This is a genomic window from Herminiimonas sp. (assembly GCF_030645555.1).
GTDB lineage: Bacteria > Pseudomonadota > Gammaproteobacteria > Burkholderiales > Burkholderiaceae_D > Oxalicibacterium.
The window spans coordinates 1-14,771 of record NZ_JAUSME010000137.1; the positions used below are offsets into that span (position 1 = coordinate 1).

At 57.9% G+C, this 14,771-nt stretch carries 17 protein-coding genes; 9 read left to right on the plus strand and 8 right to left on the minus strand.

The window, feature by feature from the left end; all coding sequences use genetic code 11:
- Both Q7T06_RS05490 and Q7T06_RS05495 read left to right on the plus strand, forming a co-directional pair.
- On the plus strand, positions 1-221 hold a 221-nt coding region (locus tag Q7T06_RS05490; RefSeq protein WP_304781532.1), incomplete at its 5' end, for an SRPBCC family protein.
- 5 nt (positions 222-226) lie between these two features.
- A complete protein-coding gene (locus Q7T06_RS05495; protein ID WP_304781536.1) occupies positions 227-541 on the plus strand; it encodes an RnfH family protein in 315 nt (104 codons plus the stop codon).
- Between the two features lie 21 nt (positions 542-562).
- On the opposite strand, the gene Q7T06_RS05500 is transcribed toward Q7T06_RS05495, so the two are convergent.
- The gene (locus Q7T06_RS05500; protein WP_304781539.1) at positions 563-1,183 is read right to left on the minus strand and encodes a DUF4124 domain-containing protein; all 621 of its coding nucleotides are present in this window, start codon (positions 1,181-1,183) and stop codon (positions 563-565) included.
- Between the two features lie 70 nt (positions 1,184-1,253).
- Here Q7T06_RS05500 and guaB point away from each other — a divergent pair, with 70 nt between their 5' ends.
- The 5 genes from guaB (at position 1,254) to Q7T06_RS05525 (ending at position 7,698) form a co-directional block, all read left to right on the plus strand.
- Positions 1,254-2,714, plus strand: a complete 1,461-nt coding sequence (gene guaB, locus Q7T06_RS05505) for an IMP dehydrogenase (RefSeq protein ID WP_304781542.1) — start codon at positions 1,254-1,256, stop codon at positions 2,712-2,714.
- 86 nt (positions 2,715-2,800) lie between these two features.
- Positions 2,801-4,420, plus strand: a complete 1,620-nt coding sequence (gene guaA / locus Q7T06_RS05510) for a glutamine-hydrolyzing GMP synthase (protein WP_304781545.1) — start codon at positions 2,801-2,803, stop codon at positions 4,418-4,420.
- 194 nt (positions 4,421-4,614) lie between these two features.
- On the plus strand, positions 4,615-5,610 hold the full coding sequence (locus Q7T06_RS05515; RefSeq protein WP_304781550.1) for a hypothetical protein: 996 nt from the start codon (positions 4,615-4,617) through the stop codon (positions 5,608-5,610).
- Positions 5,604-6,389: a hypothetical protein gene (locus Q7T06_RS05520; RefSeq protein WP_304781553.1), complete on the plus strand. Its 786-nt coding sequence runs from the start codon at positions 5,604-5,606 to the stop codon at positions 6,387-6,389. The genes Q7T06_RS05515 and Q7T06_RS05520 overlap by 7 nt, the downstream gene beginning before the upstream one ends.
- Positions 6,390-6,570: 181 nt before the next feature.
- Positions 6,571-7,698 (plus strand): aminotransferase class V-fold PLP-dependent enzyme, encoded by a 1,128-nt coding sequence (locus tag Q7T06_RS05525; protein ID WP_304781557.1) that lies wholly within the window; start codon positions 6,571-6,573, stop codon positions 7,696-7,698.
- Between the two features lie 206 nt (positions 7,699-7,904).
- Here the strand turns inward: Q7T06_RS05525 and Q7T06_RS05530 are convergent, their stop codons facing one another.
- Positions 7,905-8,120 (minus strand): TIGR04438 family Trp-rich protein, encoded by a 216-nt coding sequence (locus Q7T06_RS05530; RefSeq protein WP_304781560.1) that lies wholly within the window; start codon positions 8,118-8,120, stop codon positions 7,905-7,907.
- A 157-nt stretch (positions 8,121-8,277) separates the two neighbouring features.
- Here Q7T06_RS05530 and Q7T06_RS05535 point away from each other — a divergent pair, with 157 nt between their 5' ends.
- Positions 8,278-8,586: a c-type cytochrome gene (locus tag Q7T06_RS05535; protein ID WP_304781563.1), complete on the plus strand. Its 309-nt coding sequence runs from the start codon at positions 8,278-8,280 to the stop codon at positions 8,584-8,586.
- Between the two features lie 148 nt (positions 8,587-8,734).
- Here Q7T06_RS05535 and Q7T06_RS05540 read toward each other — a convergent pair whose 3' ends face one another.
- On the minus strand, positions 8,735-9,880 hold the full coding sequence (locus Q7T06_RS05540) for a branched-chain amino acid ABC transporter substrate-binding protein (protein WP_304781566.1): 1,146 nt from the start codon (positions 9,878-9,880) through the stop codon (positions 8,735-8,737).
- A gap of 140 nt (positions 9,881-10,020) precedes the next feature.
- Between Q7T06_RS05540 and Q7T06_RS05545 the strand changes: the two genes are divergently transcribed.
- A complete protein-coding gene (locus Q7T06_RS05545) occupies positions 10,021-10,530 on the plus strand; it encodes an Lrp/AsnC family transcriptional regulator (RefSeq protein ID WP_304781569.1) in 510 nt (169 codons plus the stop codon).
- Positions 10,531-10,608: 78 nt separating this feature from the next.
- Here Q7T06_RS05545 and Q7T06_RS05550 read toward each other — a convergent pair whose 3' ends face one another.
- From Q7T06_RS05550 to Q7T06_RS05570, 5 genes are all read right to left on the minus strand, one after another.
- The gene (locus Q7T06_RS05550; RefSeq protein WP_304781572.1) at positions 10,609-11,925 is read right to left on the minus strand and encodes a D-amino acid dehydrogenase; all 1,317 of its coding nucleotides are present in this window, start codon (positions 11,923-11,925) and stop codon (positions 10,609-10,611) included.
- A gap of 147 nt (positions 11,926-12,072) precedes the next feature.
- A complete protein-coding gene (locus Q7T06_RS05555) occupies positions 12,073-12,462 on the minus strand; it encodes a hypothetical protein (protein WP_304781576.1) in 390 nt (129 codons plus the stop codon).
- Entirely contained in the window at positions 12,459-12,884 is a 426-nt protein-coding gene (locus Q7T06_RS05560; RefSeq protein WP_304781579.1) for a DNA polymerase III subunit chi, read from the minus strand. Before Q7T06_RS05560 ends, Q7T06_RS05555 begins: the two co-directional genes overlap by 4 nt.
- An 80-nt stretch (positions 12,885-12,964) precedes the next feature.
- Positions 12,965-13,582 carry a glutaredoxin family protein gene (locus Q7T06_RS05565; protein WP_304781582.1) on the minus strand — a complete coding sequence of 206 codons (618 nt, stop codon included), beginning with the start codon at positions 13,580-13,582 and terminating at the stop codon, positions 12,965-12,967.
- Between the two features lie 106 nt (positions 13,583-13,688).
- The coding region (locus tag Q7T06_RS05570; RefSeq protein WP_304781585.1) for a M3 family metallopeptidase at positions 13,689-14,771 on the minus strand (1,083 nt) is incomplete at its 5' end.

Below are 14,771 nucleotides of genomic sequence, written 5' to 3' on the forward strand. Positions count from 1 at the left end.
CGACCAGCATGAAAATGTCGCTGCTGGAAGGGCCGTTCCGCAAACTGGATGGCGCCTGGACCTTCAAGCCCCTGCGCGCCGATGCCTGCAAGATCGAATTCGAGCTGCACTATGAATTTTCCAGCCGCTTGCTGGAACAGATCATCGGACCGGTGTTTGGCATGATTGCCAACAGTTTCGTCGATTCGTTTTGCAAGCGCGCCGAAACCGTCTATGGATGACACCCATGACTGACCCGGCGCCCGACCAGGAAACCGTACGGGTAGAGGTCTGTTATGCGACACCGGAGCGCGTATTCCTGCACGAACTGCGGGTGGCCCCCGGGACCAGCCTGCAACAGGCGATCGGCGCGTGCGGCCTGCTGCAACAGTTGCCTGGGCTCGACCTGGGCGTGCTGAAGGTCGGCGTGCATGGCAAGCTCAGGCCGCTCGATGCCGCAGTGCGCGAGGGTGACCGGATTGAAATTTATCGCCCGCTGGTGGCGGACCCGAAGGACGCGCGGCGCAGAAGGGCAGTCAAGGCGGCGCGCAGCAAGCCCTGACCCGATCTGCCGCAGCGCAGGCTATGCGCATCCCTCCAGCAGCTTCGATGCTTCCTTGATCTCCTGCGCACGCTGTTCATCGCTGATGAACGCCTGTTCGCCATTCTTGCCGACCCGCGCTATGCGCGCACCCGATTCCAGGCTGCGCTTGTAGCTGGCGGCGCGTTCGCAATTGCTTGCTTTTTCCTGCGCCAGCTTTTGCTGGTCAGCCGTTTTCTTCTCCGCCTCGGCCTGCTGCGCGCGGCGCTTGTTGAAGTCGGCGTTGCGCTCGGCTATCGTCGGCGCGGCCTTGCCCCCGGCCTGCGTTGCTGCATCTGCCGGCCTGGCCGGCGCATCGCCCGCCGCTGGAGCCGGTGGAGATGCGAGCGCGGATGCCGCTTGCGTCCCTGCATTCCTGGCTGGTTTGATAATCCGGCTGTCGGGCACGGAAGGCGGCGGTGGCTTGTCCGAGTATTGCTTCACGCCTTTTTCATTGAGCCACACATACTGGCCCCAGGCCATGCTGCAGCAAACAGCAGCGCCGCACAACACGATCCATTTCCTTACCCGTCCTGCGCCGCCTGGCTGCATGCCTGCTCCCCTGTTTTTCATCGACAGGCTGATTTCGCCATGCTTTGCGCGCGCCGTCAATTCGGCGTCCAAGATAGCGCTGCCAGCGAGTCCCGAGTGATGTATTTCTGTATAATTCGATTTTGCGCCAACAGGAAACGCCATGCGTCTACTCCAGAAAGCACTCACGTTCGATGATGTGCTGCTCGTGCCGGCCTACTCGGCCATCCTCCCCAAGGATACCTCGCTTGATACCCGCCTGACCCGCAATATCGCCTTGTCCATTCCACTGATCTCGGCTGCCATGGACACGGTTACCGAAGCACGCCTTGCCATCGCCATGGCGCAGGAAGGTGGCATCGGCATCATCCACAAGAACCTGACAGCGCGCGAACAGGCGCGGGAAGTCTCCAAGGTCAAGCGTTTTGAGTCCGGTGTCGTGCGCGACCCGATCACGGTGCCCGGCGACATGAAGATCCGCGACGTGATTGCCTTGAGCCAGCAACACGGCATCAGCGGTTTCCCGGTGGTCGAAGGCAAGAAGGTCATCGGCATCATTACCAATCGCGACCTGCGGTTCGAGGAAGAACTCGATGCGCCGGTGCGTGTCAAGATGACGCCGCGTGAAAAACTGGTGTACGTCAAGGAGGGCGCCGACCCCGCCGAAGCCAAGCGGCTGATGAACAAGCACCGGCTTGAGCGGGTGATCGTGGTCGATGACGAATTCGAACTGCGCGGCCTGATTACCGTCAAGGACATCCAGAAATCCACCGAGCATCCGTCGGCTGCCAAGGATGAACACGGCAAACTGCGGGTGGGCGCCGCCGTCGGCGTGGGCCCGGAAAATGAAGAGCGCATCGAGCTGCTGGTGAAAGCCGGCGTCGACGTGCTGGTGGTCGACACAGCGCACGGCCACTCGCGCGGCGTGCTGGAGCGCGTCAGGTGGGTCAAGCAGAACTATCCGCAGGTTGAAGTCATTGGCGGCAATGTCGCCACGGCGGCAGCGGCGCGGGCGCTGGTGGATCATGGCGCCGACGGCATCAAGGTCGGCATCGGCCCTGGCTCGATTTGCACCACCCGCATCGTAGCCGGCGTCGGCGTGCCGCAAATCACGGCGATTTCGAATGTGTCGCTGGCGCTCGCCGGCACCGGCGTGCCCTGCATTGCGGACGGCGGCGTGCGTTTTTCAGGCGACGTGTCCAAGGCGCTGGCCGCCGGCGCATCCACCGTGATGATGGGCAGCATGTTTGCCGGCACCGAAGAAGCGCCGGGCGAAGTCATCCTGTACCAGGGCCGCAGCTACAAGTCCTATCGTGGCATGGGCAGCCTGGGCGCAATGGCGGACGGCTCGGCAGACCGCTATTTCCAGGACCCTGCCAATAATGCCGACAAGCTGGTGCCAGAGGGCATCGAGGGGCGCGTGGCCTACAAGGGCAGCGTGCTGGCGATCATTTACCAGCTCGTCGGCGGCGTGCGTTCGTCGATGGGCTACTGCGGCTGCGCCACGATCGATGAGCTGCGCGAAAAAGCCGAGTTCGTCGAAATCACCTCGGCCGGCATGCGCGAGTCGCATGTGCACGATGTGCAGATCACCAAGGAAGCGCCGAACTACCGCGCAGAGTAAGCTATCCGCCCGATGCCTGCGCGGACATTGACAGACCCAGGGGCGACACGGCGTGTCGCCCTGCTTTTTTATTTCCGGCCCATCCCATGCACTCCAAAATCCTGATTCTCGACTTCGGCTCCCAGGTCACACAGCTGATTGCCCGCCGTGTGCGCGAAGCCGGCGTCTTCTCGGAAATTTTCCCTTACGACGTCAGCGACGATTTCGTGCGCAACTACGGCGCTGCCGGCGTGATTCTCTCCGGCGGGCCGAGTTCGGTCACCGAAGGCGACACCCCGCGTGTGCCGCAAGCCGTATTCGAGCTTGGTGTGCCGGTGCTGGGCATTTGCTATGGCATGCAGGCCATGGCCGAGCAACTCGGCGGCAAGGTCGAAAATGGCAAGCTGCGCGAATTTGGCTACGCCGAGGTCAGGGCGCGCGGCCATACCGCGCTGCTCAAGGACATCAACGACTTCGTCACCGAAGACGGCCACGGCATGTTGAAGGTCTGGATGAGCCATGGCGACAAGGTGATCGACCTGCCGCCCGGCTTCAAGCTGATGGCATCGACCCCGAGCTGCCCGATCGCCGGCATGGCCGACGAACAGCGCCGGATGTACGCGGTCCAGTTCCACCCCGAAGTGACGCACACCCAGCAGGGCCGTGCGATCCTGAATCGTTTCGTCCATGAAATCTGCGGCTGCCAGTCGGACTGGAACATGCCCGATTACATCAGCGAGGCGGTGGAGTCGATCCGTCAGCAGGTCGGCACCGATGAAGTGATCCTCGGCCTGTCAGGCGGCGTCGACAGCAGCGTGGCGGCGGCACTGATCCACCGCGCGATTGGCGACCAGTTGACCTGTGTGTTCGTCGATCACGGCTTGTTGCGGCTGGACGAAGGCCAGATGGTGATGAACATGTTCGGCAAGAACCTCGGCGTGCGCGTGATCCACGTCGACGCCACCGACCAGTTCATGGGCCACCTGGCCGGCGTCACCGACCCGGAAGCCAAGCGCAAGATCATCGGCCGTGAATTCGTCGAGGTGTTCCAGGCCGAAGCGGCACGCCGTCCGAAGGCGCGCTGGCTGGCCCAGGGAACCATCTACCCGGACGTGATCGAAAGCGCCGGCAAGGGCAAGAAGGGCGCGCACACGATCAAGAGCCACCACAATGTCGGCGGCTTGCCGGAGACCCTGAACCTGAAACTGCTGGAGCCCTTGCGCGAACTGTTCAAGGATGAAGTGCGCGAACTCGGTGTGGCGCTGGGCTTGCCGCACGAGATGGTCTACCGTCACCCGTTCCCCGGGCCGGGCCTTGGCGTGCGCATCCTGGGTGAAGTAAAAAAAGAATACGCCGACCTGCTGCGCCGGGCCGACGCGATTTTCATCGAAGAATTGCGCAATACCGCCATACCGCTGCCGCAGGAACTGGCCGAGGGCAGGGTGGTCGGCCATTTCCACAAGAACTGGTACGACGCCACCAGCCAGGCATTTGCCGTGTTCCTGCCAGTGCGTTCGGTCGGTGTGATGGGCGACGGCCGGACCTACGAGTTCGTCGTTGCGCTGCGCGCCGTGCAGACACAGGACTTCATGACCGCGCATTGGGCGCACCTGCCGCATGAGTTGCTGGGCAAGGTGTCGAACCGCATCATCAATGAAGTGCGCGGTATTAACCGGGTGGTGTATGACATTTCGGGCAAGCCGCCGGCGACGATTGAGTGGGAGTGATTCGATAGCGTTTCACGCCGGCATTCGAAAGCGATCCAATCGACGCTGGTTTGGCATCCGCGAAGGCTTCGCCGCGAGTGACAATGTCCAGGACGCGCCACCTCTTGACATTGATTCTGTCCGATAACAAAAATTTCGCACGATAACACTCGTTATGTTATCGTGCGAAAAATTGCTTAATTGGCGAATCATCCATGTTGCTCCTCGCTACCGCCGTTCGACAATACCTCCACGACATCTTGGGTATTCCCACACCCAGCGTCAAGCCGTGGGCGCGAGCAAACGAGCTGCCATACTTCCTGCAGGCTGCATTTCAGTTCGGGGAGATTGAACTGCTGGGACAGCCCATTCTGCTGGCAATGGGACGTACTGAAGAAAGACAGTCTCTCAGCGAGATCCGAACGTGGTTGGACAAGGTAATGGCGGTGGCTGGACAGCCGGCGGTCTACGTCACGGGTGCCTTGGCCTCCTACGAACGCCGACGGCTGATCGAACAAAAAATCCCGTTTATCGTCCCAGGCAATCAACTCTATCTGCCGGACTTGGGTCTCGACCTTCGTGAGTACTTCCGGCGACGCTCACCAACCGCGCAATCTGTGCTGAGCCCTTCCGCGCAGGCCATGCTGATTACGGCTCTGCTGCACCAGCCCTGGCAGGCCGAATGGCAAGCTTCGAAGCTTGCGGTCGCCTTGGGCTACACGCCCATGACCCTGTCCCGCGTGGTCAAGGAACTGACTGCGGCAGGACTCGCAACCGCGTACACCGTGGGACGGTTCCGCTGGCTGCGCATGGAGCAGCGACCACAGCAGACATGGGAGAGGGCAAAGCCCGTGTTGCGCACTCCGGTCAGGCGGACAGTCTGGGTGATTGCTGAAGACCCCATGACCAGTCAACTGGGCCGGTTGGCCGGCATGAGCGCGCTGGCGCACTATTCGATGCTCACCGAGCCCAGGTGGCCGGTGTACGCACTAAGCGCCGAAGAATGGAAGACGGCGACCGACGCAGGTATTCAGGCCTTGCCAGAACCCGTTGCCGGTGCGCGCGAATGGCAGTTGTGGACCTACAGCCCGGCGTTGTTGCCTGGCGCCGTCGCAGTTGACCCGCTCTCGCTCATACTCAGCCTGCAAGACAACCCGGATGAACGTATCCAGCTAGCGCTGGACGAGCTGAAAGGGCAAGTGCCATGGTAAGAGGGCTGGATGTATTCCAAGGCTGGTTTGCGGATTACTCTGACCAGTACATCTTGATCGGTGGCACGGCCGCCAGCTTGACCATGGAACAGGCTGGGCTGGAGTTCCGCGCTACCAAGGACCTTGATATCGTTCTGCACGTCGAGGCGCTGACCGCTGCCTTTGGCCAGGCCTTCTGGAAGTTCGTCGAGGCTGGGGGATACGAGATTCGCCAAGCCAGCGATACGGGCAAGCCGATATTCTATCGATTCCAGAAACCCGCTAATGACCGCTACCCAACGATGGTCGAACTGTTCGCGCGAGCACCCGATGGATTGCACCCGGCCGAAGGCAGTCGGCTTACACCGATACCGCTTGACGAAGCCATCTCCAGCCTGTCCGCCATCCTGTTGGACGAGGCTTATTACGCATTCATCGTGGCAGGACGCCGCGAAGTCGGTGGCCTGCCGTGGGTGGGAGAGGACCGGTTGATCCCGTTGAAAGCGATCGCGTGGCTAGACCTGAACGCGCGGAAAGAGCAGGGCGCCATGGTGGACGCCAGGGATGTGCGCAAGCATCTCAACGATGTGCTGCGCCTTTCGCAACTGCTGGCGCCCGCGACGCGGATTCCTCTCGACAAAAAAATCGGCGAGGACATGACGCAGTTTCTCACCATGGTGGTGTCTGACACCTCGATCGAACCAAAAGCGCTGCAACTCGGCAATGTCAGTGTCTCCGGGTTGGTGGCCCGCATCGCTCAGGCGTATGAACTCGATCTGCCGGGGCAGGTAAAGGAATGAAAGCTCGCGAGAGTCAGCCAGCCTGCTTAAGCGCGGCTTCTGTTGCTGGTGTACTCTCGAAAACAAATGAATGGAATGACTGGCATTGACTGGCACAAGCGGTAAAATCCGCCCTTTGTCGCATTCCTGGCCATATGATTCTTGGCCAATCCGAATCTGATTCACTATTGCTGGAGCAAACATGCCAGGTCTACTACCCAACGTCGATCCCGACGGTCTTCTCGAATACTCCGTCGTTTATACCGACCGAGCGATCAACCATATGTCGCAGCGCTTCCAGGGCGTGATGAAAGACATTTCCAGGACCCTGAAACAAGTCTACAAGGCGCAGTCGGCTGTTGTGATACCCGGCAGCGGGACCTTCGGCATGGAGGCGGTGGCGCGCCAGTTCGCGAACAACCAACAAGTCCTGGTCATCCGCAACGGATGGTTCAGCTTCCGCTGGAGCCAGATCCTGGACATGGGCAGCATTCCTTCCGGTACCACGGTATTGAAGGCGCGCCCGGTAAATGACTCCCCGCAGGCCGCCTATGCGCCGCCGCCGGTGGACGAAGTGGTGGCTGCGATCAAGGCGAGCAAACCGGCGGTGGTGTTTGCACCGCACGTGGAGACCGCTGCCGGTATCATCCTGCCAGACGACTATATGCGCAAAGTGGCCGATGCCGTGCATTCAGTGGGCGGCTTGTTCGTGCTGGATTGCATTGCCTCCGGCACCTTGTGGGTCGACATGCAGGCGATCGGCGTCGACGTCCTGATCAGCGCGCCGCAAAAAGGCTGGAGCGCATCTGCAGGCTGCGCCTTCGTGATGTTGAGCGCACTCGCCCGTGAAAAAATCGACTCCACCCAAAGCACCAGCTTCGCCTGCGATTTGCGCAAGTGGTTGCAGATTATGGAATCGTACGAACAAGGTAACGTCGCCTACCACACCACGATGCCGACGGATGCGTTGACCATCCTGCGCGACGTGATGGAAGAAACGGCCGCCTACGGCTTCGACAAGGTCCGTGCCGAGCAACAGGAGCTGGGCGACAGAGTGCGCGCACTGCTGGAATCTAAGGGATTCAAGAGCGTAGCGGCAGAAGGCTTTCAAGCCCCGGGCGTGGTGGTGAGTTACACCAACGATGACGGCATACAGTCCACCAAAAAATTTGCTGAAGCGGGTTTGCAGACTGCAGCGGGCGTGCCCTTGCAATGCGATGAACGGGCCGACTTCAAGACCTTCCGCGTCGGGCTGTTTGGGCTGGACAAGCTGCATAACATCGAGCGCACCGTAGCAAACCTGGCCAAGGCTTTGGACGCGATACTGTAAAAAAATCGCGCGCTGATGCGCTGGCAATGCGTGATGACCTGGCAAGTCATCGCGATTGAAGGGCAGGGATCGACCAGACTTTTACAGGACCTGACTTGTTATCAAATGCAAAATGCCAATTTAATATCGCATTTTGTAATTTAATAATTAATTTGGATGCTGCCGCAAGTCGCGTGATTTTTTCAATTGGTGAGCAAGTGCGCAGCTTATTTGAATGTTTTTTTGATACGTTCCTTGCGCGCTTTTTCCAGTTGTTCATGCGCCTTGCGCTTGTCGCGACCGAGCATGCGTTCGAAAAACTCGAACCAGAGAAAGGCGAGGACGAACAGGCCGACTATCCACCACCATGACAGATTGTCTAGCGGGCCGATTTCAAGGTATTTCAAAACCGACAGCAATACGATTGCGATAATGAGGGGCATGGCTTCTCCTGTTTCGATGCAGCATATTGTGAAAAAGTGTAATGGTCAATTGCTGTTGTCAACCTGGATGCTATGCTTGCGTTGTAACTGTAGCGGCTGATTTATCGTCTGCCTGAAACGGGGTAGAATAGCCGCAATCAATCTTGTGGAGAAAAACATGAAGCGTACTTTGTTGGTAGGTCTGGTTCTGGCTGCAGGTGTATCGAATGTTGCGCTGGCTAACGCCGATCTGGCGAAAGCAAAAAACTGCATGGCTTGCCATTCGGTGACGAACAAGGTCTTGGGCCCAGCTTTTAAAGATGTAGGCGCAAAATACGCCGGTCAAAAAGGCGCTGAAGACAAACTGGTGCAAAAAGTGTTGAAGGGCGGTAGCGGCGTTTGGGGCACAGTGCCTATGCCAGCCAATGCGCAATTGAACGAAGCCGATGCACGCACGCTGGTGAAGTGGGTGTTGTCGCTGAAATAAGCTTGTTAAAAGCAGGTCGTTGAAACCAGCGATGCTGCAGCAAAAAATAAAGCGCTTTTATTAGCGCTTTATTTTTGCCTATACGTTGCGTGAAATGAAAAAGCCTCGCGGTTTTGAATCGCGAGGCTGGCATGAAAAGCCGGCAGATTTACTTGGTGACTGCCAGCATTTCGCGCTTGCCGCCCTTGAAGGTATAGAGCGTCAGGGCGCCATCCTTGATGTCGCCTTTGGCATCGAAGGCGATGGTGCCGGTAATGCCCGGGTAATTGCTCTTTACCAGCTCAGGCAGGTATTTGGCAGGTTCCCACGAATTGGCCTTCTTCATTGCCTCGACCGCAGCGTTGGTTGCATCGTAGGCATAGGCTGCGGTGTAGACCACGTCTACGCCAAAGCGCTTCTTGTACGCAGCGCGGAAATCTTCCACGCTTTTTTTGCGCGCATCCGGTACGCCACCCGCTTCGGCGCAGACGACCTGGTTATCGCCCAGCGCGGCTCCAGCCAGGCCCGGCAGCGAGCCGGTGCAGATGCCGTCGCCGCCCATGAATTTGGCATTGATGCCCAGCTGCTTCATCTGGCGCAACATCGGGCCGCCGACTGCATCCATGCCGCCGAAGAAAATGATGTCGGGCTTCTTGCCCTTGATCGACGTCAGGATGGAGTTGAAGTCGGTTGCCTTGTTGTTGGTGTACTGGCTGGCCACTATGGTGCCGCCGGCGGCCTTGACGCCCTTGGTAAATTCATCCGCCACGCCCTGACCGTAAGCGGTGCGGTCGTCGATCACGGCGATGCTTTTTCCACCCAGCGTTTTGACTGCATACTGCCCCAGTACCTGGCCCAGCTGCGCATCATTGGCCACCACGCGGAAGGCCGTCTTGAATCCCTGCTGCGTGTATTTCGGGTTGGTCGCCGATGGCGATATCTGCGGTATGCCTGCGTTCGCGTAGATGCGGGAAGCAGGTATCGTGGTGCCGGAATTCAGGTGGCCGATCACGACTGCAACGCCGGCATCGACCAGTTTTTGCGCCGCTGCCGTCGCCTGTTTCGGGTCGGCCGCATCATCTTCCGCCAGCAGCTGGAACTTCACTTTTTTGCCGCCTATGGTCGTGCCTTTGGCGTTCAAGTCGTCAACCGCCATCCTGGCGCCGTTTTCATTATCCTTGCCCATATGCGCATCGGTGCCGGTGATCGGTGCCACGCTGCCTATGCGCACGATTTGTTCCTGTGCTGCTGCAGTACCCGTCAGGGCAAATGCAAGTGCAGCGGCCAATGGAATCATTCTGGTCTTGAACTGCATATATTTTCTCCTGATGATTGTAAAAATACAGAGTAGCTGCAACACTGGCCATGCATGCGTCTCAAGACAATGACCTTACAACAGAAGAAAATGCGACGCAAAGCGTTTTTGTGCGATTTTTCAGGTTTACACGATTCCCTATGCCCAAACTTCATACGCTAGACAAAGTTGATCGCAAGCTGTTAAACCTCTTGCAGAAGGATAACCAGACGCCGACGCGCACGCTGGCCGACAAGCTGCATATTTCGCAGCCTACCTGTTTGCGCCGCATACGCGACATGCGCGAAGCCGGCATCATCAGTGCCGACGTCGCGATGGTCGATCCGTTCGCACTCGGCTACGGGATGCTGGCGTTTCTGGAAGTGTCGCTGGCCAATCAAGCCGACGAACAGATGCAGGAATTCGAAGCCCGCATGGGTAAAGAGTCGGAAGTCATGCAGTGCTATTTCGTCTCCGGCGATTACGATTATTTCCTGGTGGTCCATGTGGTCGACATGGATGCCTATTATCAGTTCGTGCGCCGCGCGATTTCAGGCTCGGGCAATGTGCGGCATTTCCAGTCGCGCTTCCCGATGAAGCGGGCCAAGTTCGATACGCGGATTGCCTTCGATGAAAAGGCTGCAGCGGTGCAGGTTCGTCTCGGAAAATAAGCGCAGGAATATTTGCACTGCAAAATAAAAAACGCTGCGGGCATGTGCCGGCAGCGTTTTTTTTATCGACAGCGATTTTCAGGCCGGCACTGATTGCGCCGTCACGATCCGGCCTGAAGGCTGATACGGCATGCCGGTGAATTTGAAATCCACATCCGGCTGGCGTCCCGATACGATATCGGCCAGCGCGCGGCCCGAGCCGCAACCCATGGTCCAGCCCAAGGTGCCGTGCCCGGTATTCAAGAACAGGTTGCTGAACTTCGTCTTGCCTATATACGGCACATTGGATGGCGTTAATGGACGCAAGCCGGTCCAGTAAGTCGGATTTTCATAATCGCAGGCGTCGGGGAACAGTTCGCGCGTGCGGCGCGTGATCGCTTCGCAGCGTGTCGTGTTCAATTCACGCGTATAGCCATTCAATTCGCAAGTGCCCGCCACGCGCAGGCGATTGCCGAGACGCGAGATCACCAGCTTGTAGCCATCGTCAGTCAGAGAAACGGTAGGCACGGCAGACGGATCGGTGACGGCATAGGTTGCCGAGTAACCCTTGCCTGGATAAATCATCAGGTCCACGCCCAGCGGTTTCAATAGGGGAGTCGAGAAGCTGCCCATCGCCATCACATAGGCGTCGGCGTGCAGGATCTGATGGCGGCCGTCCGGCCCGATCACCTCGACGCCGCTGATTTTTGCATTTGCGCCGCTGCCCTCGGTAATGAGGCGTGTAACCGTGGTGTTGTACTGGAAATTGACACCGGCCTGTTCCGACTTGCGGGCCAGGCCGCTGGTGAATTTGTAGACATCGCCGGATTCATCGGTGGCAGTGAAATCGCCACCGACTATCTTGTCGCGCATGCGCGCCAGCGCCGGCTCTATCCGGACCACTTCATCGGCGCTGATCGAGTCGCGCGGACAACCAAGATCGCGCATCAGTCTGGCAGCGGGCAGCGATTCATCGAATTCTTTTTGCTCAGTGTAAAAATGCAGGATGCCGCTGGTCAGGTGATCGTATTCGATGCCGGTTTCGGCGCGGACTGCCTGCAAGGTCTGGCGGCTGTATTCGCAGATCGCGACGATCTGGCGGATATTGTCATTGGTGCGCGCCGGCGTGCACTCGCGCAGGAAGTTCAGTGCCCATTTCCATTGCAGCCATTCGGGACGGAAGCGATACAGCAAAGGCGCATCTTCCTTACCTAGCCACTTGAGGACTTTCATCGGTGCGGCCGGATTGGCCCAGGGTTCGGCGTGCGAGACGGAAATCTGGCAACCGTTGGCAAAGCTGGTTTCCTGCGCGGCGCCAGGCTGGCGCTCGATCACGGTAACCTCGTGCCCCGCCTTGTTTAAAAACCATGCGGAAGCAGTGCCTATGATGCCTGAACCCAAAACGATTACTTTCATTACTATCCTTAGCCGGTTATGTTGAAACGATGGCTAGATTGTAAAAAAATATCGATTTTTTATGTGTTCATTTTTAAATGCAATTTTTATAAATAAAAACAAATTAATTAAAAATTTGTTTTAAAAAGAAAGAAATTTCTTAATAATTTATTTTTTTGAAAAATGTAATTCATCAATTTCCTGTGCGACGGCGTCGCTGATTACCTCTTCCAGCGTCAGCTGCAAGCCCAGTTTGATTTCCTCTACCGCCTGTTGCACGCTGGCTGCAAGACTTTCCCTGATGCGTTGCTCCAGCACGGTGTCTATGCGCTCCAGCAATTGCGTGAGCACGCGCTCACTTATCTTTTGCTCCAGTCGGGTCCATTCTTCATCCAGCCAGCCGGTGATGGGCGCATGGGTGATCGGGGCCAGTTCCAGCTCTTGCTCCAGCTCAGTTTCCATGGCCGGCGCAGGCGCAGCTGCGGGGACTGCACGGGGCGGCGCCTGTATGACTTCGGTCAGCAGCGGGATGCCGAAATCCTGCGGGGATTTATTCATGAATTCTCAGCCACAAAATGGGTCAGCGGGTAGCCGCGCTGCTTGTAATAACTGTAGCGTTCGCGCCCGGATGATTTGTCGGCTTCATCCGATGACACGACTTCAAACATCCGTTCGAAACGCGCGAAATGATCGGGCGGCGTATCCGACAGATTGATCAGGATCTGGTGATGCGGCGCTTCCATCGCCTGCGTGGCAGTGAGCAGGATAGGCGTTTGCGCAGCCAGTGCATCGTCGAGCATCACGTGCGGCAGGAAGTCCTGTTCGGAAAACGTCCATAGCGCTTCATCGAGTTCGACCAGCTGGGCCTCATCCCGGACAAGAATCACGACCTGGAAATTGGCATTGCGCGCCTTGCGTACCAGCCGGCACGCATACGCGATTTTATTTGGAACATTGCTGTGAAAGTCGATACGCGTCATAAGCCAGGAAAATTTTTCAAGGTTGCTGCCGTGCTGCCGTAAGCCTGAGCTTCAGCGCGGCAGCAAGGAATGGTGATCGATCAAAAACGGAAACCCGGTGGTGCATTGCCGGTGGCAGGAAGCGTATCCGTCACAGGGGCGGGTGCATCGTTGGCGGCTTTGGATTCCGCTGCCCTGGCTTTGGGTGCTGCCGATTCAGGCGCAGGATTGCGGTAGGTTTTCGGCAGCTGGTTGCTTGCCGGATAGCCGGCACGGGTCAATGCGGCATCCCACAAGTCGGAATTGAAGCCGGATTGCTTGTTGCTGCCTATCGTCGCAAACGGCAATTGCCGGTCGCCGCCGGCTTGCTTGAGGCGTGCAATTTCATCGTTGTTGTTGACAGTCTTTTCTGCGAACGGAATGCCGCGCGTATTCAGGAAGTTGCGCGCATCTATGCAGGCTTCGCATTTTGACGTCGTGTACAGCGTGACCGGGCTGGCCTTGACTGCCTGGGCCAGTTCGAATGGAAAACCGGCAGTGGAAGGGCCGACGGCCAGCGCCTTCTCTTCCACTTTTTTTACAGACGATGGCGGTGGCGTATCGCTGTACGTGATCTTGCCGTCAGGCGCGACCCATTTATATAACTGGGCGTGTGCATTTGCTGTTACCAGCAGCGTCAACATGAGCGAGAGCGGCAACCATGAGAAACTTTTTTTCATTTTATTGTCCCCGTTATGCATTAATTCAATACGTCACTTCAACACGTCACTTCAATGCGTCACTTCCATACATCGCATTAATTGATTCCGCCACGCTGCAAGTGCGTCAGGAAGCCATGCCGCTATGACGCAGCAAGGCATCGATAGTCGGCTCGCGGCCGCGGAAGGCCTTGAATGAATCGATCGCCGGCCGCGAACCACCCATCGCAAGGATCTCGCGCAAAAAGCGTGCGCCGGTGTCGCCCGACAGGACATTGCCGCTGATCTTGCTGGCTTCCTCGAACGCGCCGTAGGCATCAGCCGATAAAACTTCTGCCCACTTGTAGCTATAGTACCCGGCGGCATAGCCACCGGCAAAAATATGCGCGAACGAATGCTGGAAGCGGTTGAATTCAGGCGGCGTCATCACCGAGACTTTGGCGCGCACTTCATTCAACAAGTCTTGCACGGTTTGCTTGCCGTCATGCTTGAAATCGTAATGCAAGTGCATGTCGAACAGCGAGAATTCCACCTGGCGCAGGGTTTGCAGGCCGGACTGGAAATTTTTCGCCGCGATCATCTTGTCGTACAGTGCGCGCGGCAGGGCGGCGCCGGTATCGGCATGCGCAGTCATGTGCTGCAGCACATCCCATTCCCAGCAAAAGTTTTCCAGGAACTGCGACGGCAACTCGACGGCATCCCATTCGACGCCGGATATGCCTGACACGCCAAGTTCCTCGACTTGCGTGAGCATGTGATGCAAGCCGTGGCCAAATTCATGGAACAGCGTGATGACTTCATCATGAGTGAACAGGGCTGGCTTGACCTTGCCGTCGACCACTGCCGGTTCGGTGAAATTGCAGGTCAGGTAAGCCACCGGCGTCTGTATTTCATCCTTGCCGTTTGCGCCTGCGAGCACGCGGCGGCCGCGTGCATCGTCCATCCATGCGCCGCCGCGTTTGCCCTGACGTGCATACAGGTCTATATAGAACTGGCCTATCAGTGCGCCGTCTTTTTCAATGCGGAAGAACTTCACGTCCTGATGCCAGACCGGTGCGGTGTCAGGTTTGATCGTGACGGCAAACAGGGTTTCGATAGTGCGGAACAGGCCGTCCATGACTTTAGGCTCAGGGAAATACTGCTTCACTTCCTGTTCGGAAAAAGCATAGCGCTGTTCGCGCAGTTTTTCCGATGCATAGGTGACGTCCCA